18 protein-coding genes and 1 tRNA gene are annotated in these 20,643 nt (G+C 47.6%); 13 read left to right on the top strand and 6 right to left on the bottom strand.

Going from position 1 to position 20,643, the window contains the following annotated elements; translation table 11 throughout:
* Window positions 1–14: 14 nt before the first annotated feature.
* The 4 genes from DW947_RS16510 to DW947_RS16495 all read left to right on the top strand — a co-directional run bounded on the left by DW947_RS16510 (window position 15) and on the right by DW947_RS16495 (window position 5,365).
* A complete protein-coding gene (locus DW947_RS16510) occupies window positions 15–1,805 on the top strand; it encodes a RagB/SusD family nutrient uptake outer membrane protein (RefSeq protein ID WP_005832449.1) in 1,791 nt (596 codons plus the stop codon).
* Between the two features lie 27 nt (window positions 1,806–1,832).
* On the top strand, window positions 1,833–2,768 hold the full coding sequence (locus DW947_RS16505) for a hypothetical protein (protein WP_057097813.1): 936 nt from the start codon (window positions 1,833–1,835) through the stop codon (window positions 2,766–2,768).
* A 12-nt stretch (window positions 2,769–2,780) separates the two neighbouring features.
* Window positions 2,781–3,908, top strand: coding sequence for a glycosyl hydrolase family 18 protein (locus tag DW947_RS16500; protein WP_009038186.1), 1,128 nt, complete (start codon window positions 2,781–2,783; stop codon window positions 3,906–3,908).
* Between the two features lie 176 nt (window positions 3,909–4,084).
* A complete protein-coding gene (locus tag DW947_RS16495; protein WP_009038185.1) occupies window positions 4,085–5,365 on the top strand; it encodes a hypothetical protein in 1,281 nt (426 codons plus the stop codon).
* An 80-nt stretch (window positions 5,366–5,445) separates the two neighbouring features.
* Here DW947_RS16495 and DW947_RS16490 read toward each other — a convergent pair whose 3' ends face one another.
* On the bottom strand, window positions 5,446–6,771 hold the full coding sequence (locus DW947_RS16490) for an OmpP1/FadL family transporter (RefSeq protein WP_005831520.1): 1,326 nt from the start codon (window positions 6,769–6,771) through the stop codon (window positions 5,446–5,448).
* 235 nt (window positions 6,772–7,006) lie between these two features.
* Between DW947_RS16490 and DW947_RS16485 the strand changes: the two genes are divergently transcribed.
* From DW947_RS16485 to DW947_RS16455, 7 genes are all read left to right on the top strand, one after another.
* Window positions 7,007–8,008, top strand: coding sequence for a 2-hydroxyacid dehydrogenase (locus DW947_RS16485; RefSeq protein ID WP_005831522.1), 1,002 nt, complete (start codon window positions 7,007–7,009; stop codon window positions 8,006–8,008).
* Between the two features lie 99 nt (window positions 8,009–8,107).
* Window positions 8,108–8,812 carry a pirin family protein gene (locus DW947_RS16480; protein ID WP_117963291.1) on the top strand — a complete coding sequence of 235 codons (705 nt, stop codon included), beginning with the start codon at window positions 8,108–8,110 and terminating at the stop codon, window positions 8,810–8,812.
* An 82-nt stretch (window positions 8,813–8,894) separates the two neighbouring features.
* A complete protein-coding gene (locus DW947_RS16475; RefSeq protein WP_057097809.1) occupies window positions 8,895–9,629 on the top strand; it encodes an MBL fold metallo-hydrolase in 735 nt (244 codons plus the stop codon).
* 39 nt (window positions 9,630–9,668) lie between these two features.
* Complete coding sequence (locus DW947_RS16470) at window positions 9,669–10,814, top strand: DUF4468 domain-containing protein (RefSeq protein WP_044468423.1); 1,146 nt, start codon at window positions 9,669–9,671, stop codon at window positions 10,812–10,814.
* Window positions 10,815–10,863: 49 nt separating this feature from the next.
* A complete protein-coding gene (locus DW947_RS16465; RefSeq protein ID WP_119958570.1) occupies window positions 10,864–11,241 on the top strand; it encodes a VOC family protein in 378 nt (125 codons plus the stop codon).
* Window positions 11,242–11,270: 29 nt separating this feature from the next.
* Window positions 11,271–11,456, top strand: coding sequence for a hypothetical protein (locus DW947_RS16460; protein ID WP_008664928.1), 186 nt, complete (start codon window positions 11,271–11,273; stop codon window positions 11,454–11,456).
* Window positions 11,453–12,190 carry a class I SAM-dependent methyltransferase gene (locus tag DW947_RS16455; RefSeq protein WP_022402010.1) on the top strand — a complete coding sequence of 246 codons (738 nt, stop codon included), beginning with the start codon at window positions 11,453–11,455 and terminating at the stop codon, window positions 12,188–12,190. The genes DW947_RS16460 and DW947_RS16455 overlap by 4 nt, the downstream gene beginning before the upstream one ends.
* Before the next feature lie 74 nt (window positions 12,191–12,264).
* Here DW947_RS16455 and DW947_RS16450 read toward each other — a convergent pair whose 3' ends face one another.
* From DW947_RS16450 to feoB, 4 genes are all read right to left on the bottom strand, one after another.
* Window positions 12,265–12,801 (bottom strand): TlpA family protein disulfide reductase, encoded by a 537-nt coding sequence (locus DW947_RS16450; protein ID WP_005831535.1) that lies wholly within the window; start codon window positions 12,799–12,801, stop codon window positions 12,265–12,267.
* 129 nt (window positions 12,802–12,930) lie between these two features.
* A tRNA-Cys gene (locus DW947_RS16445) sits at window positions 12,931–13,002 on the bottom strand.
* 68 nt (window positions 13,003–13,070) lie between these two features.
* Window positions 13,071–13,286 (bottom strand): hypothetical protein, encoded by a 216-nt coding sequence (locus DW947_RS21910; protein ID WP_369739527.1) that lies wholly within the window; start codon window positions 13,284–13,286, stop codon window positions 13,071–13,073.
* Window positions 13,286–15,757 (bottom strand): ferrous iron transport protein B, encoded by a 2,472-nt coding sequence (gene feoB, locus DW947_RS16435; protein WP_117963303.1) that lies wholly within the window; start codon window positions 15,755–15,757, stop codon window positions 13,286–13,288. Before feoB ends, DW947_RS21910 begins: the two co-directional genes overlap by 1 nt.
* Before the next feature lie 346 nt (window positions 15,758–16,103).
* Between feoB and tilS the strand changes: the two genes are divergently transcribed.
* Window positions 16,104–17,372: a tRNA lysidine(34) synthetase TilS gene (gene tilS, locus DW947_RS16430; RefSeq protein ID WP_117963305.1), complete on the top strand. Its 1,269-nt coding sequence runs from the start codon at window positions 16,104–16,106 to the stop codon at window positions 17,370–17,372.
* A 3-nt stretch (window positions 17,373–17,375) separates the two neighbouring features.
* Here tilS and DW947_RS16425 read toward each other — a convergent pair whose 3' ends face one another.
* Window positions 17,376–18,209 carry a 4Fe-4S binding protein gene (locus tag DW947_RS16425; RefSeq protein ID WP_025834852.1) on the bottom strand — a complete coding sequence of 278 codons (834 nt, stop codon included), beginning with the start codon at window positions 18,207–18,209 and terminating at the stop codon, window positions 17,376–17,378.
* A gap of 292 nt (window positions 18,210–18,501) precedes the next feature.
* Between DW947_RS16425 and rho the strand changes: the two genes are divergently transcribed.
* The gene (rho, locus tag DW947_RS16420) at window positions 18,502–20,541 is read left to right on the top strand and encodes a transcription termination factor Rho (RefSeq protein WP_005832474.1); all 2,040 of its coding nucleotides are present in this window, start codon (window positions 18,502–18,504) and stop codon (window positions 20,539–20,541) included.
* The last annotated feature ends 102 nt before the right edge of the window (window positions 20,542–20,643 follow it).

Raw genomic sequence — 20,643 nt, 5'->3', positions numbered from 1 at the left:
TAACCGAAGAAATTATGAAAAAGATATTATTCATAGCATCAGCAATACTGATTCTTCTTTCAGGATGCGAAAACTTCCTCGATTCGGAACTTTTGACCGAAAAGACAACCGCCAACTTCCCGGAGACAGAAAAGGATGCCCAAGAGATGGTGACGGCCATATACGCCCATCTGTTGTTTGAAAGTCCTGAAACCTCTTCCCAGTATTACATTGCCCAGTTGGCAGGTGACGACTGTCTGGGAGGCAACCTCTCCTACTCCAACAACTGTGCCACCAACTTCCTTATGTACAGTGGCAATCTGAATACATTTGCCGGCATCTGGGACCGTTGCTACACCCTTATCAACCGTGCCAACAATGCCATCAACACAATGGAGAACGTGAAATCATGGTCCAGCGAGAGCGAACGCAACCGGCTTTTCGGTGAGTCCTACTTCCTGCGTGCCATGGCTTATTATGAACTGGCACAAGTTTTTGGCGGAGTTCCTTTACGCACCACACTGGAAAGCACCAACCTGCCGCGTGCATCCGTAGACGAAATCTACGCCCAGATTGCAGCAGACTTGAAAAATGCTATCGAAATGATGCCCGCAAAGATTTATCCGAAAGGCTCAGACATGACCGGACACGCTACAAAATATGCCGCCGAAGCCATGATGGCACGTGTATTCCTTTTCTATACCGGACGCTACGAAAAAACCGAGCTTCCCAACGGAACTACCAAAGAGGAGGTCATCTCTTGGATAGATGACTGTGTAAACAACTCCGGTCATAAACTGGTGTCCGACCAACGCAACATTTGGGCCTATACCAACGATGCTACCGAAGACAATACCGAAGGGTTCCGTTACCAATACGTCATCAACCATAACTTGAAATGGGAAGGAAACAGTTCCGACGAAACTTTGTTCGCCAACAAGCATAACCTGAAATCCGACTGGACCTATACTTGGTTCTCCAACACTTGCGCCCAATTCTATTCACCGTCTGCCGACAACTATTCCAACAAAGACAGCTACCCCTTCGGCACCGGTTGGGGAGCTGGCCCAGTATCTCCGGCCATGGTCAACGAATGGAAAGACTGGGCCGCCAAGCAGACCTATACAGACGGTTACAAGGAGGATCCCCGTCTGACCGGTTCCATATGGTCGTACAAAGCACTTGATCCGAATGTTGCCGGCAATGTGCTGATGGACTGCACCATGGACGAGGGTGAACCGGAATATACCGTATCCTATCGTTACTATGAACAAACCGGCTATTTCCAGAAAAAATACATCAATATCAATTCCTACAATGAAGGCAAAATCGAACCTTTCGGCAAGCAGATGTTCCCCGGAATATCTTCGCAGACATCCCAACAGCTACTCCAAATTGCCGACTTGATTCATATCCGTTTTGCCGACGTTCTGCTCATGCAGTCCGAGCTGAAACAAGACGCTACGGGTCTGAACAAGGTACGTGCCCGCTCCCACTTGGCTCCGGTGGCCTACTCCCTGGAAGCCATCAAGCAGGAACGCCGCTGGGAACTTGCATTCGAGTCCATCCGCTGGTGGGATATCCTTCGCTGGTCGGGTCCTTCGCTTGAGGAAGCCGGTGACATACTCAACAAACAGACCGGGTTCAATATAATAAATGCCGCTACGGTGGTACCGATGGTAAAATTCGACTATAAGAAACGCCTACAAGCAACCCAAGGCTACTGGCCCATTCCGCAAGACGAAATCGACATCTCCAATGGAGTCCTTGAGCAGAATCCAGGCTGGGATGCATCTGCCCAGTTCTCGGATTGGAACAATATGTAAGAGTATTAACCTATAAATAAAGACAATATGAAAGTAACAAAAATATTGATAGCAATGCTTGCTTCAGCCTTCATCGTTACTGCATGCGATCCTATCGAAGACGAAGACTTGCGAGACAAATATGTGACTGATGCCGGTACACCCATAACCAAAGAGGCATTACAAGCCGCCATATCCATTACCCAACCCTTCCCCAACCAAGACGGAGTAGTGGAAGGCGACCAGTATATAGCCCTGAAAAACTCCCGCCCGGACATTGGCGGTTCATGGCACATAGAATGGGGGGGCGAAGGAAGTAAACAAAGTAAGACTCTGGTCACGGACAACGCTACGGTCATCATGGAGTCCAATGCGGACTATTCCATCTACTATATGGGCATTTCCGCCAATCAGATTATCAAGACAGATCCGGTTGTAGTGACTGTGACCAATGTATTCGACGATTGGTCCACTTACTTCACCGGTGCAACCGACAAGAGTGACAAATCTGCCAAGAAGACCTGGAAATTCCGTGAAGTCAGCTGGGGTTCCGTCTGCAATATGGGGGCTCATGGAGGCTGGAAATATACCAGTGCAGGCTATACTCCCGAATCAAATTTTGCCTGGTGGGCCAATGTCACTGCCGCCGAAGCGGGAGACCAGTCCATGGTATTCGAATTCGACGGAAACAAGATGAAAACCTATGATGCCAGCGGAAACCTGAAGGCAGAAGGTACTTTCTCCTTCACACACGAAAAACCGGAAGACGGAGTACTGGGTGAACTGATAACGAGCATCCCCACCATCGGAGGGAATTATGACGACAACGGACAAAGCGTAGGCAGCAACAAATTCTGGCTGCTGACACTGGATGAGAACTATATCACAATCTATCATCCCGGCAAGTATAGCGGTGGTGTGGATTGGGACGACAGCGGCTGGTATGCTTACTTCAAGACTGAAGCAGGAACCGATTCTGAATAATATGCACTCTCTATGAAAAAGAAACTGCTATTTATAATAGCTACTGTCTTTCTAGTAGCCGCATGTCACAATGACGACTACATTCCCGGACTGCCAGCTCCGGGAAATGAAGACAACGAGACCGAAATGGCCGAGCAGGTTGCAGGCCGGGTTGCATTGGGCTACGTCACTTATTATGGCACATCCATACCCGATGCCAAATACCTGACCCACATAAACTACGCTTTTGCAGAATTATATGTTAAAAACGGAATTTATGAAAAGTTTGGCCTGCAAGGTGATAAATCCCGTTTTGATAAGGTAAAGAAAATAAAGAGCCAGTATCCACATGTGAAGATATTACTCTCTTTTACCAATAGCGTTTCCAATTCTGACAATTCCCAGGACGGAGGCTTCTCCGCCCTGGCGAAGAGTCCGGAAATGCGCAAGCAATTCGCACAAGACTGCAGAGCCTTTGTTCTGAGTGAGGGCATAGACGGTATTGACATTGACTGGGAATTTCCCGGTATGACTTTCAGCAGCAATGCCTATGACGAGTTGGTAGATGTGGAGAACTTCACCCTATTGATGAAAGACTTGCGTGCAGAGTTGGGGCAGTCCACCCTATTGACCTATGCAGGTTATTGCATGGACAAGCGTCCCCAAGGCGAAGGCTACAAATATATTGATGTAAAGGCTGTAGACCCGTATGTAGATTTCGTCAATATCATGGCCTATGATCTGGTTGGTGCCCCCCAGCATCAATCAGCATTGAACAAGCCAAGTAATTACTGGGACTGCCAGCGTTCCGTAGACGAATACCTGAATGCAGGGGTATCTGCCGACAAATTAGTGTTGGGAATTCCGTTCTACGGAAGAGCCGATTTCAATGCCGGCGGCAGCATCAATTATCGGGATATTCTCAACCTGAGTAAGGATGACGGCTATGTCATCGAAAATTGGGATACAGAAGGCAATGTCCCCTATGTCACCAAAAACGGCAGTTTCTACTGTGGTTACGACAATCCCCGCAGTATTGCCGCAAAAGGTGAATGGATATTAAAAAATGGCATGAAAGGCATGATGTTCTGGGATTATGAAGGCGATGACACTATGGGAACTCTACGCAAAGCGCTGTGGAATGCCGTCATGAAAAAATAAGTAACTTAACACACATTCTCAGGAGGTTATTCCGGAAATTAGGGTAAGGGTAATTTTGCATACGATCTTCATTCAAGGCAAGAATACTGACGGAATAACCTCCTTTCCTCCTCCAAGACTACAAAACCTTTTTTCATTTAAGTTGTTGAAAGCACATTCATCAAAACCTAACTTAAATGAAAACAATCTTAAAAGCAATGTTTCTGTTGTGCGTAGCCGGACTTCCCTTGTCCACTATCCATGCACAAAAAAAAGAGATCATCGATGACGAAGCCCCCAACGGCATTGTCATAGTTACCATCGACAAAGCGGGCGACGAGATTATCCGCATCATGAATGAGTCACAATTGCCTTACATCCATGACCCGAAAGCTCCCCGCTTCCTATTGATGGACAAACAAGGCAAATTCGCCCTGGGTATCGGAGGGTATGTCCGTGCCACCGGCGAGTATGATTTTGGAGGTATTGTGGATGATATTGACTTTGTTCCTGCCAACATTCCAAGCATTAGTAAAATCAAAAATCAATTTCAAATGGATGCCAGTACGGCCACTATCTTTCTGAAATTAGTCGGACACACCCGGCTATTGGGTGACTTCACAGTCTATACAGCCGGAAATTTCCGAGGAGGAGACAAAACATTCCAGCTACGGAATGCTTATATGTCATTCCGAAATATAACGGTGGGATATACTTACGGCGGTTTCATGGACTTAGGCGCCCTCCCCTCCACCATTGACTTCCAGGGGCCCAACGGTGCCACGTTCTACCGCGCTACACAATTGTCATATACTTATAAAGGGCTGAAAGACTTTCGTTTCCAAGCTTCCATCGAGGCGCCTGCCGTTGACGGCACAACAAGCAGCCAATTCGAAATTGCCCAGCAACGCATGCCGGACTTCACAGCTTCGGCACAATACAGTTGGAACAGCAGCAGTCATCTGCGTGTAGGAGGTATCATCCGCAGCATGACATATACCAGCACGGAAAGGGACAAGGCTTCCAGCGTCACCGGATACGGTGTACAAGCCTCAACGACCTTTAACCTCGGTAAAAAATGGCAGGCATTCGGACAAATCAACTATGGTAAAGGTATCGGGCAATACCTGAATGACATCAGTAATCTGAACGTCGATATTGTCCCCAATCCCGAAAAGGAAGGCAAAATGCAGGCATTGCCCATGCTGGGCTGGTATGCAGGTCTACAATATAACATTTCTCCAAAGGTATTCCTTTCAAGCACTTACAGCATGTCCCGCCTTTACTCTGAAGACGGTTATCCCAACGACCTGCCAAGTACCTACCGCTACGGACAGTATTTCGTAGCCAACGTATTCTGGAACGTAACCCCGAACATGCAGGTAGGCGCTGAATATCTGCGTGGCTGGCGCACCAACTTCGACAATTCCACCAACCATGCCAACCGTATGAACCTGCTTGTACAGTATTCTTTCTAATCCAATATAAAATAAGAAAGAAGCCGCCTCAAATCGATATTTGAGACGGCTTCTTAATATATAAAGGTAGGATTGTGAAATCAGAACTTATAGTCAACACCAAGACCAAACACTTTATTAGTACGGCTATAAACATTCTTGGTGGTTTCACTTATCTTCTTTGTATAATCATCATAGTTTGTCCAAAAATAGGCTATATTCATAGTCAAATGCTTTGTCATTTTGATGGCAGCACCAAACCCCAGTGAATAAGAGTCACATGAAAAACTTATATCACTCTGAAAATCATCAGCCAAGCCATAATCTGTACGCTGATAACCACCACTGATGGTCAGCTGTTTAGCTATATCCCATTCTGCACCAATCAAAATTTCATGTGTGCCATGCTTCAACGCTTTCTGCTTATCATTGGCCATCCCTGCCGCTTTATCAAAAAAATGGTGATATTCCAGCGTTGCACGAAGCGTAGGAAGGAATTCATAACCAACAGCTGCAGTCAATAATGCAGGGATATCACTCGGAGTATTCACACCATCCTTATAGTCAGCCAAAGGATTCCCTTCATCTCCCATAGCAGTTCCCATTGCACGCACTTCAGCTTTTTTGGTTTTATTTTCGAGATTAAGACTTGTCATAAACTCGTACTTCAACCCAATATTCCATTTGCCCAACTTCACATCAGCTCCCAAGATAGGGGTCAATCCCCAGCCGGTCTGGTCGCAGTCTAAATCGATACCAACCAATTCCATGCCACCATAAGTAGGAATATTACTGTGTGCTGTTGCAGTCAGAAATCCTTCATACCCACCGGTAAAATAATTCATACGTCCACCGGCAAACACACCTAACCAATCATTAACTTGATACGACAACCCCAATTGCACACCATAAATAAACTGGCTTCCATCCATTGCACTATTGATAGAATACATATTGGGAGTGATTTGACCACCCGAAATAGTATGGACTTGTCCCATCACCATTGAATCGAACATACCCAAACCATCATCAAACGATGCCTTACCGCCACCACCTACAACAGCAAAGCTACCGGAAATAGTCCAGTCTCCTTTTTTATATGCACCTTGAAAACTAGGAATGAAAGGAGCAGAAGCTTTTCCTTTATAATAACGTGTATTCCCATCTTCAATAAACAAGGGAAATGTCGCCTTTATGTTACGGGTCTGATAAGCACTTTGTCCATTCAAAGACAAATAGAGACCATCTTCCGGCAAGAAGGCCAAACCGGCCGGATTAGAATAGACACCGTCAATATCAATGGAAGCACCACGCGCTAACATTCTAAGAAAAGATACATGCTGATTTGTATTTGTTAGGATACCACCCGCAAAAGTTGGAATTGAAACGATTAACATCGCAATGCCAATCAACGAAAATTTTCTCATCTAAATCTTTTTTAATTGTTTTCGGGCGCAAAGGTACAATAATATTGCACATGAAAAAGAATTTTGTGCATAAAGTTATCCTAATATAGAACTTTAATTGAAATACCAAATAGTTTCTGATGAAACAAATAGAAATAATTATCATTTTATGAATCCTTCCGGCCACTGAACCATATCAACTTTCCACTTGTTATCTCCCTATAATTATGTAACATTTTAAAAAACAACAAATCCCATGGCATACACTATCGCATTTTTTGGCAGCAAACCTTATGATGAAGCGTCTTTCAACGAAAAAAACAAGGAATATGGTTTTGAGCTCCGCTACTATAAAGGGCATCTTAACAAGCACAACGTTATTTTAACCCAAGGAGTAGACGCAGTCTGTATTTTCGTGAACGACACGGCCGATACCGAAGTTATCCGTCTGATGGCAGACAACGGCGTGAAATTATTGGCGTTGCGCTGCGCCGGCTACAACAATGTAGATTTAAAGGCAGCTGCCGACCGTGGCATTACCGTAGTGCGTGTCCCTGCTTACTCCCCTTATGCCGTAGCAGAATATACCGTTGCCCTGATGTTATCCCTCAACCGTAAAATTCCACGTGCTACCTGGCGGACACGAGACGGAAACTTCTCGCTGCACGGACTTCTGGGCTTCGACATGTACGGAAAAACTGCAGGCATCATCGGCACGGGAAAAATAGCCAAGAAACTGATATGTATCCTGCGTGGATTCGGCATGAATATTCTTGCCTACGACCTCTATCCCGACTATAATTTCGCCCGTGAACATCAAGTGGTATATACCAGCCTGGATGAGCTATATCACAATTCGGATATCATCTCCCTGCACTGCCCGCTGACTGAACAGACCAAATATCTCATCAACGACTATTCCATCAGTAAAATGAAGGACGGAGTAATGATTATCAATACCGGACGTGGACAACTCATCCATACCAACGCCCTGATTGAAGGACTAAAAAACAAGAAAATCGGCTCTGCCGGCCTGGATGTGTACGAAGAGGAAAGCGAATACTTCTATGAAGACCAATCGGACAAAATCATTGATGACGATACCCTGGCGCGGCTACTGTCCTTCAATAATGTCATCGTCACTTCGCACCAGGCCTTTTTCACACGCGAGGCACTGGCAAACATTGCTTCGACAACCTTGCAGAACATCAAAGATTTTATGAACCATAAGCCACTGGAGAACGAGGTCAAGGCATAGTCCCCACTCATTTATAAATTCTTAGACATCGGTTTTTAAACTTTATAGCTTTCCAAAGCGTTACTAGTACATAAACCATTTTAAGAAAAGGAATAAATTATGAAAAAAGTTATAGACAAATCAGACAGCAGAGGTCATTCCCTATATGATTGGCTTGACAGCCACCACACCTTCAGTTTCGACGAGTATTACAATCCCCGCCGGATGAATTTCGGCGCCTTGCGTGTACTGAACGACGACCGTGTGGCTCCGGGAAAGGGCTTCGGCACACATCCTCATAAAAATATGGAAATCATCTCCATTCCCCTGAAAGGGAAACTGAAACATGGGGACAATCATCAGAACAGCCGCGTCATCACTCCGGGAGATATACAAACCATGAGTGCCGGCACCGGCATCTACCACAGCGAAATGAACGGCAGTGACACTGAAGCGGTAGAATTCCTGCAAATCTGGGTGATGCCCGAAAAGCTGAACACACCACCCGCATACCAGGACTTCGACGTACGTCCACTTCTGCGCAAAAATGAAATGGCACTAATAGTATCCCCTGACGGCGATGCTCCTGCCAGATTGCTACAACAGACCTGGTTCTCTATCGGTGAAATAGAAGCCAGAAAGAAGATTGACTACCACATGCACCAATCGCATTCCGGTGTCTACATCTTCGTAATGGAGGGTGAAGTCAAAGTGGACGGCACAATACTCTCACGCCGTGACGGAATGGGAGTATACGAAACCGGCAGTTTTGAGCTGGAAACATTGAAAGACTCTCACATTCTCTTCATAGAAGTACCGATGTAGCGTGCTTTTGCATAAAATAACAGCTTAAACCGGAAGTTTGTGTAGCGTTTTTTGTAATATTGCGCTATAATTCAATCCGTAAATGAAACTTGATTACATCTACCATAGCGGCTTCGCGATTGAAGCGGACGGAGTGACGGTCATTATCGATTACTATAAAGATTCCTCGGAAGAGGTTTTCAATAAAGGTATCGTGCACGACTATCTCTTGGAAAAGCCGGGCGTACTCTACGTACTATGCTCGCATTTCCATCCCGACCACTTCAATCGCGAAGTTCTTTCATGGAAAAAACTGCGGCCCGACATCCGCTACATATTCTCCAAAGACATCCTGAAGCACCGCCGCGCCTCAGCGGAAGATGCCACCTACATCAATAAGGGCGACACCTACGAAGACGAACATATCCGTATCCAGGCCTTCGGTTCTACCGATGTGGGTATCTCCTTCCTGATAGACCTGCAGGGCAGGCGACTGTTCCATGCCGGTGACCTAAACAACTGGCACTGGAGCGAGGAATCTACTCCGCAGGAAATACGCAAGGCCGAAGGTGACTTTCTGGCCGAAGTGAGAGAGCTGCAGCAAACTGCACCTGCCGTAGATGTAGTCATGTTTCCGGTGGACAGCCGTATCGGAAAAGATTATATGCGTGGAGCAGAACAATTCGTGGAACGAATAAAAATCACTATATTTGTACCGATGCACTTCAGCGAAGATTATCAGGGAGGCAACGCCTTCCGGCAGTTTGCCGAGAGCAAGGGATGCCGCTTTCTGAGCATTGCACACCGTGGTGAAAGTTTCGAACTCCCCAACTTGTAGCCCATAATTCGTAAATTAATAATTAAAACACATACTATTATGAAAAATTTGACACAACTTCTTTTTACACTGTTTTGCCTTTGTCTGCCGGCCATGCTGCAGGCGCAGGATAAGGACGACAGTAAATATCTGGCCGGTGCTGTTCCCGAGGTGGACGGCAAAGTGGTATTCACCAAAGAGTTCAGCATCCCCGGCATGTCTCAGGATGAAATCTACGAACGTCTGCTCGGCTGGATGGATGCCCGTCTGAAAGAGAATGAAAATACCAGCCGTGTAGTATTCTCAGACAAAGAGAAAGGACAAATTGTAGGTATCGGGGATGAATGGATTGTATTCAGTTCTACGGCTCTGTCATTAGACCGTACCAAAATCCTTTACCAGCTGACTGTGACCTGCCAACCCGAAAAGAGCGTGCTCGAAGTAGAAAAGATACGGTTTAACTACCGCGAAGGAAAAGAAAAATATACCGCCGAGGAGTGGATTGTAGACAAGTATGCCTTGAACAAGGCGAAGACCAAACTGGTACGCGGACTTGCCAAGTGGCGCAGAAAAACCGTAGACTTCGTTGATGACCTTTGCCTGGGAGCAGCAGAAGCATTGAGCGCCACCACTGCCAAAGCTCCGGTAGAAGAAAAGAAGGAAGAAAAGAAAGAGGTGAAGGCTGTCGTCAATTCCGGTCCGACGGTAATCACCCCGAAGAAACAAGTTACCGTGGAACCTGCCCAGGCTGCTGAAAAGGCATCCGAAGGCATCGTGAAAGATGCCCAAGTCATCGAAGTGCCCCAAGTCAAGAAACCTGCCGCACTGGTTCCTGCCCAAAAGAGCCAGCAGCAAGAATACAAAACCATAGCCCCCGAGCAATTGTCAGCCGATGCCATCCAGACCGGAGCAGGCAAATTGGTTATCGTCATCGGCCAAGAGCCTTTCAACATGACCATGATGACAGCAAACTCCGGAGGTTCTTTGGGCAAAGTCAACGGCAAACCAGTTGTATTCAGCATACTGTCGCCCGACCAGCCGTATGAACAAATGGAAAAAGCAGAAAGCTATACCATCCGTTTCTATCCTACGGGACAGACAGAGCCTACGGTCATTCTGGAATGTAAGAAGCTGCCTTCACCGGCAACGATGGAAGGTATGCCACGCACGTATGTAGGCGAAATTCTGAAAGCAATGGTCAAATGACCGCACACGCAGACTGCAAATTGTAAATAATCAAATCAGGAATAAACAAATGGAAATAAAAAGTAAATTCGACCATTTTAATATCAATGTCACCAACCTGGAACGTAGCATCGCATTCTACGAAAAGGCACTGGGGCTGAAAGAACATCATAGGAAAGAGTCGTCCGACGGCTCTTTCACTTTGGTCTATCTGACCGACGGCAGTACCGGCTTTCTGCTGGAACTGACCTGCTTGAAGGAGCACCCACAAGCCTACGAATTAGGAGAGAACGAGAGTCACCTCTGCTTCCGCGTATCCGGCAATTACGACGCCATACGCCAATACCATAAGGAAAACGGATGGGTATGTTTCGAAAACACAGCAATGGGACTGTACTTTATCAATGACCCGGATGACTATTGGATTGAGATACTGCCGGAGAAATGATATTTTACATCACTAAAACAACGAAATATATGAGTATAGAAGAAGCGATGATGGGTGGTATTGTCTTCAAAGGCAAAAAGGACAAACCTAAAGAAGAAAACAAGATAAAGACCAAAGCCAAGAAGAAAACCTACATTACCGGGCAACACGGTTCCGCCTCAGCCAAAATGAAAGCAGAAATCCGCCGCAAACGCGCTAACAGACATAAGAAATGATAAATACAGCCTTATTGCCTGCCGACAAGGACCCGATGGGCGCAGCCATAGCCGATTACTTTAAACGGCATAAAGCCGACCGCCTACGCGTGTTCTCTTCACAATTCGATGAGGACGAAATTCCCGTCGAAGAGCTATTCCGCACAGAAAAGCAAATGCCCTTGCTGGAGCGTACTGCTCTGCAAATGGCGACCGGAAAGATTCTGGATGTGGGTGCCGGTAGCGGTTGCCATAGCCTTGCCCTGCAAGAAGCCGGAAAAGAGGTCCATGCCATCGACATTTCCCCGCTTTCCGTGGAGGTGATGAAGCAGCGAGGTGTGCGTAGCGTGTCACAAACCAATCTGTTCAATGAACAGTTTGCCGATGAATACGACACTATCCTGATGCTGATGAACGGTTCCGGCATTATCGGAAAGTTGGAGAATCTGCCTGATTTTTTCCGGAAGATGAAGCTGCTGCTCCGGCCTGGAGGCTGCGTTTTAATGGATTCCAGCAACCTGAGCTATCTGTTCGAAGAGGAAGATGGCAGTATTGTTATCGACCTTGCCGGTGATTACTACGGAGAGGTAGACTTCCAGATGCAATACAAGAATGTCAAAGGAGACTCCTTTGACTGGCTCTACATCGACTTCCAAACCCTGAGCCTTTATGCTGCCGAAAACGGCTTTACTGCAAAACTGGTGAAAGAGGGTACACATTATGACTATCTTGCCAAACTATCCCGACAAGCATAAAATGAAGTGCCCCCTAAAGGTTAGACAAAAACTTTTAGGGGGCACTTCTTTTTTTTATATCTTGCCTATGCCTGCTATTCAGAAAGCATCCCGTCAATCTCCTTCACCAGAGAAGCAAATTCTTCAGGGTTATACAAACGTGTCAGCTTCACAATACGCCCTTCCTTATCAATTAGGACATTGCGTGTGATGCCTGCCTTGCGGAGCGCATACTTCGCAAATATATCCGCTCCCGGGTCCAGCCCCAAAGGATAGGTCACTCCGGTTGACTTACCAAAAGCAATCACTTTCTCCAACGGCTCGTCACGGTCGATGCCAATCAGCATAAAATCCGGATTCGACTTATGCTTCAGCCATATATCCTTCTCAATGAAAGGCATCTCCTTACGGCATACCCCACACCAGCTCGCGGTAAACTGCAACATGACCACCTTCCCACGAAGTCCCGAAAGGGTAATGCTTTTCCCATCCGTCAGCTTCACTGTAAAATCTGGAGCCATCTCCCCTACCTTAACGATGTAGCCGGTACTGTCCGCCACTACATCCTGCGCCTTGCCTGCCATGCTGCACATAGCAAACAGACAGAAAATCAGAAATCCAACTTTTTTCATTTTATTCAATCTTTAATAAGTAAGCTGTAACTATTCAGCGAATGATATTTTATAGAATGGGCAAACAATTCCCTATAACAAAAAACTCCGAAACACTTTTAAAAAGCAGTTTCGGAGTTTTATTCTTCGAGGTACCTGGCAGATTCGAACTGCCGTACACGGTTTTGCAGACCGCTGACTAAGCCACTCATCCAAGGTACCGGTTCTTACAAGAACTCTTTATTTCTCGTTTGCGGATGCAAAGGTAGCACTTTTTTTGAAACTACCAACTATCCGCAACAACTTTTCTTCTTTTTTTTCGTCACTCCACTGCACTCCGCACGCTTCTTATCATACAAATTCTTTAGTTCACAGCCACTTGCACAACTATCACACGGATTACCATTTTCTTTGACCCGATGAGAAAAAGAATAAATACTCATGCCAATCCGCACAGCGCAGAGCAACAACAATAAGGCTACTACCCACTCCTGCCAACTATTCATCATAAAAACAGACCTCCTATCTGATAAATTGCGAAAGACATCAGCCAGGCCAGCGCAGTAGTATAAAGCCCCGCAAACACGGCCCACTTCCAACTGCCCGACTCCCCTTTAATGGCTGCCAACGTGGCGATGCACGGAAAATAAATCAGCACAAACACCATGTAACCGAAAGCCACCAGGGGCGTTATCGGAATGCGTTCACCCAAGCTTACGGCATCTGCCTCGGCATCGTCGGCATAAAGCACTCCGAGCGTGCTTACCACCAGCTCCTTGGCGCCCACGCCGGAAAGGATGCCGATGCCCAGCTTCCAGTCGAATCCCAACGGTTCGATGACCGGTTCCATGGCTTTACCAATCCGGCCGATGTAGGAATTCTCCTGCTGTTCCGTCACACTTTCATATTCATCGTGGTTGGGATAATATCCCAATGCCCAGATAACGATGGATGCCACCATAATGATGCCTCCCATCTTGCGGAGATACTGCGCCCCCTTCTCCCACGTATGGCGGAAGATGGCCTTGGACGTCGGCATACGATAAGGCGGCAGCTCCATGACAAACGGCGTATCGTCTCCTTTCACCAGAAAGCGGCAGAAAAGACGTGCCATGACCACTGCCAACAGAATGCCGATGGCATAGATTACTAACAGCACAAAGCTCGCATTGTTCGGGAAGAAGGCGCCTACCAGCAATAAATAGATGGGTAGACGAGCGCTGCACGACATCAGCGGATTGATGAGCATCGTCACCAGACGGCTCTTGCGGTTCTCAATGGTACGCGAAGCCATAATGGCGGGCACATTACACCCAAAGCCCATAATCAGCGGAATGAAAGACTTTCCATGCAGCCCCATTTTATGCATAATCTTATCCATAATGAAAGCGGCACGTGCCATATAGCCCGAGTCTTCCATCAAGGAAATAAAGAAATAGAGCAACAGAATATTCGGCAGGAAAACAATGACACCGCCCACACCTCCGATAATACCATCCACCAGAAGGTCCTTCAGCGGTCCTTCGGACATGTTGTTGCATATCAGGTCGCCCAATTCGCCTACCAGCCATTCAATCCCCTGCATAGGATAGTCGCCCAGCACAAAGGTGCCTTCGAACATCAGATAAAGGAAAAGGAAGAAAATGGGATAACCCCATACACGGTGAGTAACGATTGAGTCTATGATTTGAGTAGTGCGCGACGTATCCTGATGATTGTCCACATAGGTCTCGCGCAGGGCACCGGCTATAAAACCATACTTGGCATCGGTGATGGCCTGCTCGCTCTCCTCGTTCACCACCTCGGCAATCCGTGCCTCTTCCCGGTCGCGGACAACAAGAATCTCCTTTCCATTGGGCAACTCCTCCACAATCTTTTTCAAGTCTTCGTCGTTCTCCAGCAACTTGATGGCAAGGAAACGCGTGGAATATTTGTGGCGGATGTTCTCATTGACGCTGATGACGCGCTTCACCTCCTCAATGCTACGTTCCAGCTCGGGACCGTGATTGATATGGATATGACGGTAGAAGCCACGCGGCTGTTCTATCTCTTCTTTATGGCTGCCGAAGTCATGGTCGGGAACATACTCCTGATGCCAGCTGCGAAGGTCACTCAATATCTCGCTGCGCATCCTGCCCTTATGGTCGAGGAAGTCGCCGCCTTCGTAAATATTGATAATCACATGGAACAGCTGTTCAATGCCTTTTCCGCTACGGCTGACCGTAGGCAACATCGGAACTCCGAACAACTGGCTGAGCTTTACATAGTCCAGCGTGTTTCCACTGGCTTCCAGCTCATCGTACATGTTCAGTGCAATCACCATGCGCACGTTCATGTCAATCAGCTGGGTGGTGAGATAGAGATTGCGTTCCAGGTTGGAAGAGTCCACAACATTGATAATGATATCCGGCGTTTCATTGATAATGTGCCGGCGGACATAGATTTCTTCAGGGGAGTAGGCCGAGAGGGAATAGGTTCCGGGAAGGTCGACAATACGGAAGTGGTAACCTTGGAAATCAAAATACCCCTCCTTGGCATCTACCGTAACGCCACTGTAATTGCCCACATGCTCGTGCGAACCGGAAGCGATGTTGAAAAGAGAAGTTTTACCACAGTTGGGATTTCCCACCAAAGCCACATTTATGGTGCGGCGTTTGCCGAGGGCCAGTTGCTTCAGCTCATCTTCGCCCAGATGCATGTTTTCGCCCAACCCCTCGTGGTAATCGGGCTGCACAGCCTGCTCCTTAGCTTCCTGCTCACTGATAATCTCTATCATCTCAGCCTCCTGCCGACGAAGAGAAATCTCATATCCCATTACTTTGTATTTGATAGGGTCGCGTAGTGGGGCATTCAGCAAGACCTCCACTGTTTTACCTTTAATAAATCCCATTTCCACAATCCGTTTGCGGAAACCACCGTGTCCCAGCACTTTTACGATTACACCTTTTTCACCGGTATTCAATTCGGACAAACGCATAGTCTTTCTGCCTTTCTTTTCTATTTTGGGGGCAAAGATAATACTTATGTCCGCAAGGCACAAATAATTTAGAATGTTTTTAAATAAGAGACACTAAACAATAATGCCCAGAAGGCAAAACACTACTTCCAGAGATACTAAATCGTAACTTCACCACACCTTTGTTCTTTTCTTACCACAGCTGTGGTAAGAAAAGAACAAAGGTGTGGTATGCATAAAACACAGCTGTGGTAAGATTAGCTTTTAGCAAATACGACCTTAGCCGATAGAGATTCTGAAAATAGATACTTGCAGATATGGCAATAAAAATCGTTTGCACTATCTTTGCACCACTCTATAGTTGAATATGCAGAAGGTAGTACAATACATCGAGCGCCACAAGCTCTTCTCGCTGGACGACAAGATACTTGTGGCACTGAGCGGCGGGGCGGACTCCGTGGCGTTGCTGCGCCTGCTCCTCAGCCTGGGATACACATGCGAAGCCGCCCATTGCAACTTCCATCTGCGCGGAGCGGAATCCGACCGCGACGAGCACTTTGTACGCCAGCTCTGCCTGGAGCACCGGGTGACGCTGCACACCGTCCACTTCAACACGGAGCAGGAAGCAAAGGAACGGCATATCTCCATCGAAATGGCTGCAAGGGAATTGCGCTACGCGTGGTTCGAAAAAACAAGGGAAGCATGCAGTGCAGCTGTCATTGCCGTCGCCCACCATCAAGATGACAGTGTAGAGACATTGCTGCTCAATCTGATTCGCGGTACCGGCATCAACGGATTGCGGGGTATACGCCCCCGAAACGGACATATAGTCCGCCCCTTGCTCTGCCTGGACAGAAAGGAAATCGTCGGTTATCTGGAAAGTATCGGGCAAGCCTACGTGACGGACAGCACCAATCTGCAGGACGAATATACCCGCAACAAAATACGCTTGAACCTGCTTCCCATGATGCAGGAGATAAACCCCTCCGTCAAGGAAAGCATCCTCAAAACGGCAGAGCATATGGACGATGCCGCCTCTATATATAATATAGGTATAGAAGAAGCCAAACTGCGAGTCAAGACACCGGAAGGCATAAGTATCGGCGCCCTGAGGCAAGAAGCGGCACCGGAAACGGTCTTATTTGAAATTCTGCATCCGCTTGGATTCAACGCCGCACAAGTAAGGGACATCTGCCGGACATTGGACGGACAGCCCGGCAAAGTCTTTGCCACCCCCGGCTGGCGTGTCATCAAAGACCGCGGCTCGTTGTTGATAGAACCCGTACAGGAAGCCGTAAAGCCGTTATTGGAAATGAAAGAGCATCCCTATGCACCGGATTTCATGATTCCACGCGACAAAGCTACCGCCTGCTTTGATGCCGACAAACTCCAGCATCCCCTATCACTGCGCCTTTGCAGGCAGGGAGACAGCTTCGTGCCCTTCGGCATGAAAGGCCGGAAGAAGGTAAGCGACTACCTGACCGACCGCAAGTTCTCCCTTCTGCGCAAAGAACGGCAATGGGTGCTTTGCTGCGGAGATGACATCATCTGGCTGGTGGGAGAACGGGTGGACAACCGTTTCAGAATAGACGAAAAAACCCGGAAAGTGTTGGTCGTATCAACCATCGACCAGTAGCCATCACAGAATGATTCTGTCCTCCTTCTGTTTCTTGAAGCAATCGGAAAGCAATACGGCAAACGGCGTGTCATACGTGCGCGCCTTCTGCGGACAGCCTTTCACACAAGCACAACATTTGATGCATTTCTCTGCAACCGTATTGCACTCGTCTCCTTTTATAATGGCTCCTGCAGGACAATGCTTCACGCAATATCCGCAATGCGTACAACGTTCCGCATCCACTTGCGGAGTACGGGGCATAGGCACCCCACTCTTACGCAACTTGACGACTCTGCGCAAAAAGCGGAGCAACGGGAAGAAAGGCTGGCGCGGACGCTGGATACGGGTCACATCCACCCCATACAGTTTCTCCATATCTTCGGCCGCCGCAATTTTAGCACGTATTTTTTCACCAAAAAGCTTTGCATACTCCAAGTCGTCCGCATCCGGACGTCCGGATGCCACCGGATATTTCTCACTGCTATAAGAGTGCTCTCCTACAAACGTAGCACCTGCAATTACCTTGAAGCCCAACTTCGTGACAAAAGCATCCAATTCCACCAAAGCCTTCTCATAGGCCCGGTTGCCGTACACCACCACAACCACGGCAGGTGCACCGTCAGCATGAAGCTCCTTCATCCGCTCCAATGCCAAAGGAGCCACATGACCGCCATATACGGGCACCGTGATGACCGCCAAAGCATGGGAAGGTACCTCCCTTTTACCCGCCGCCTCCAAGGTGAGGTCCACTTTGGAGACAGACGAAATTCCCGTTCCGTGAACAATTGCCTCTCCCACTTGTTTAGAGGTACAAGTAGGTGAAAAAGTTATCAACTGTACTTCATCTATATTCATAAACCAATCCTTCATGTTGTTGTTAATAATCCAAAGATAAAGTTTTAAATTTAAAAAAAAGATGATTTGTTTATGAAACCAAAAATATTTATTACCTTTGCACCGTTGAAACATTCTGCGACTTCTTGCTGTGGCAAGAATTGTTTATCAGATTTCCGGTTCAATAATAAATATCCCATATAAATCATATATCACAAGGTAAACTTGCCCAAGTTGCTTCCTACAACAACTGCAACTGTGCACTTATGCCTTTCAATAAAAGTAAATTTTAAACCATTCACATATATACTGTATGTATAACATCATTCAACTGAACGACAAAAATTTGTCGGAACTACAAACTATTGCCCAAGAACTGGGTATAAAAAAAACAGACTCACTCAAAAAAGAAGAACTTGTTTACAAGATACTTGACGAACAAGCTATCGCAGGCGCTACCAAGAAAGTTGCCGCCGACAAGCTGAAGGAAGAGCGTAAAGGGGAAAAGCAAAAACGCTCGCGCGTCACTGTAAAGACCGTAAAAAAGGAAGGTGCCGACAAAGTGTTCTCAGCCAATAAAAACGGAGACCTCACCAAAGCCAAAACAGAGGAAGCACCGGCTGCGAAAGAACAACCCAAAACTGTGGAAGCACCCCAAGAACCGACCATAGAAGCTGCAACGCCGGCGCCAGCCAAAGAAGCCGCCGTACCCAAACGCAAACCGGGACGCCCCCGCAAGGTAAAGGAAGAGACTGCTGCACCCCAAGCAACAGAAACCCCGAAGGTTGCCGAACCGGAATTGAATTTCGAGGCTAAAGCTCCGAAAACAGAACCTCAGGCAGAAGCCAAAGCAGAAAAGAATATCGTACCGGACGAAAGCCCTATCCTGGCCGAAGCGGCAGATGACTTCATCCCCATTGAAGACCTCCCTACGGAAAAAATAGAATTGCCATCCGAACTCATCGGCAAATTCGAAGCGACCAAAGCAGAAACTCCCGCCACTCCCACTCCTGCCGCTGCCCCAGCCGAACCGCAACAGCCACAACGCCCGCGCCTCCGCGCCCGCGACAACAACAACCCATACAATAACAACAACAATAACAACCGCAACGGTGGCTATAACCAACAGCGCCCCGTGCAGCAGCGCCCTGCACAACCGTATAACAACGGAGAGAACTATCCCGCCGCTCCGGAACGCAAACCCGTAATAGAACGCGAGAAGACGTACGAATTCGATGACATCCTCACCGGAACCGGTGTACTGGAAATCATGCAGGATGGCTACGGCTTCCTCCGTTCCTCCGATTACAACTATTTGTCCTCACCGGACGATATTTACGTATCACAATCACAAATCAAATTGTTCGGCCTGAAAACCGGTGATGTGGTAGAAGGCGTAATCCGTCCCCCGAAAGAAGGCGAAAAGTACTTCCCGCTGGTAAAAGTATCCAAAATAAACGGACGTGACCCGGCTTTCGTACGCGACCGCGTACCGTTCGAGCACCTCACCCCCCTCTTCCCGGACGAGAAGTTCAAGCTTTGCAAAGGCGGATACTCCGACTCTATGTCGGCCCGTGTCGTAGACTTGTTTGCCCCCATCGGCAAAGGTCAGCGTGCCTTGATTGTGGCACAGCCCAAAACCGGTAAGACCATCTTGATGAAAGACATAGCCAACGCCATTGCCGCCAATCATCCGGAAGTCTACATGATTATGCTGCTCATCGACGAACGCCCGGAGGAAGTTACCGACATGGCGCGTACCGTCAATGCGGAAGTAATCGCCTCTACCTTCGACGAACCGGCAGAACGCCACGTGAAGATTGCCGGCATCGTCCTTGAAAAAGCAAAACGCATGGTGGAATGCGGACACGATGTTGTCATCTTCCTCGACTCCATCACCCGCCTGGCACGTGCCTACAACACCGTATCCCCGGCTTCCGGCAAAGTGCTTTCCGGTGGTGTGGATGCCAACGCATTGCATAAGCCCAAACGCTTCTTCGGTGCAGCACGTAACATCGAGGGCGGCGGTTCACTGACCATCCTTGCCACTGCCTTGATTGACACTGGCTCAAAGATGGACGAGGTTATCTTCGAAGAATTCAAGGGTACGGGTAATATGGAGTTGCAGCTCGACCGCAACTTGTCCAACAAGCGTATCTTCCCGGCTGTCAACATCGTTGCCTCCAGCACCCGCCGCGACGACCTGCTGCAAGACAAGCAGACACTGGACCGCATGTGGATTCTCCGCAAGTACCTTGCCGACATGAATCCGATAGAAGCCATGGACTTCGTAAAAGACCGTCTGGAGAAGACCAAAGACAACGACGAATTCCTGATGAGCATGAACAGTTAACAGCAACTGCATACAGATATTGTACAAAAGCTTCCATTTACGTTCATAAACGTAGGTGGAAGCTTTTTTTATATCCGTTTTTTCATACATTTGCCACCATAC

The organism is Bacteroides sp. AM44-19, from assembly GCF_003603395.1.
GTDB classification, from domain to species: domain Bacteria; phylum Bacteroidota; class Bacteroidia; order Bacteroidales; family Bacteroidaceae; genus Bacteroides; species Bacteroides uniformis.
The sequence above is the reverse complement of the archived record's forward strand: the minus strand, read 5'-3'. Positions and strand labels throughout refer to the sequence as shown.

Coding starts and splice junctions, on each gene's coding strand:
- DW947_RS16490 (WP_005831520.1), bottom strand. CDS start 6,771: ATGAGAAAATTTTCGTTGATTGGCATTGCGATGTTAATCGTTTCAATT.
- DW947_RS16495 (WP_009038185.1), top strand. CDS start 4,085: ATGAAAACAATCTTAAAAGCAATGTTTCTGTTGTGCGTAGCCGGACTT.
- DW947_RS16505 (WP_057097813.1), top strand. CDS start 1,833: ATGAAAGTAACAAAAATATTGATAGCAATGCTTGCTTCAGCCTTCATC.
- DW947_RS16470 (WP_044468423.1), top strand. CDS start 9,669: ATGAAAAATTTGACACAACTTCTTTTTACACTGTTTTGCCTTTGTCTG.
- DW947_RS21910 (WP_369739527.1), bottom strand. CDS start 13,286: ATGAATAGTTGGCAGGAGTGGGTAGTAGCCTTATTGTTGTTGCTCTGC.
- tilS (WP_117963305.1), top strand. CDS start 16,104: ATGCAGAAGGTAGTACAATACATCGAGCGCCACAAGCTCTTCTCGCTG.
- DW947_RS16485 (WP_005831522.1), top strand. CDS start 7,007: ATGGCATACACTATCGCATTTTTTGGCAGCAAACCTTATGATGAAGCG.
- DW947_RS16460 (WP_008664928.1), top strand. CDS start 11,271: ATGAGTATAGAAGAAGCGATGATGGGTGGTATTGTCTTCAAAGGCAAA.
- DW947_RS16465 (WP_119958570.1), top strand. CDS start 10,864: ATGGAAATAAAAAGTAAATTCGACCATTTTAATATCAATGTCACCAAC.
- DW947_RS16480 (WP_117963291.1), top strand. CDS start 8,108: ATGAAAAAAGTTATAGACAAATCAGACAGCAGAGGTCATTCCCTATAT.
- DW947_RS16455 (WP_022402010.1), top strand. CDS start 11,453: ATGATAAATACAGCCTTATTGCCTGCCGACAAGGACCCGATGGGCGCA.
- DW947_RS16510 (WP_005832449.1), top strand. CDS start 15: ATGAAAAAGATATTATTCATAGCATCAGCAATACTGATTCTTCTTTCA.
- DW947_RS16450 (WP_005831535.1), bottom strand. CDS start 12,801: ATGAAAAAAGTTGGATTTCTGATTTTCTGTCTGTTTGCTATGTGCAGC.
- rho (WP_005832474.1), top strand. CDS start 18,502: ATGTATAACATCATTCAACTGAACGACAAAAATTTGTCGGAACTACAA.
- DW947_RS16475 (WP_057097809.1), top strand. CDS start 8,895: ATGAAACTTGATTACATCTACCATAGCGGCTTCGCGATTGAAGCGGAC.
- DW947_RS16425 (WP_025834852.1), bottom strand. CDS start 18,209: ATGAATATAGATGAAGTACAGTTGATAACTTTTTCACCTACTTGTACC.
- DW947_RS16500 (WP_009038186.1), top strand. CDS start 2,781: ATGAAAAAGAAACTGCTATTTATAATAGCTACTGTCTTTCTAGTAGCC.
- feoB (WP_117963303.1), bottom strand. CDS start 15,757: ATGCGTTTGTCCGAATTGAATACCGGTGAAAAAGGTGTAATCGTAAAA.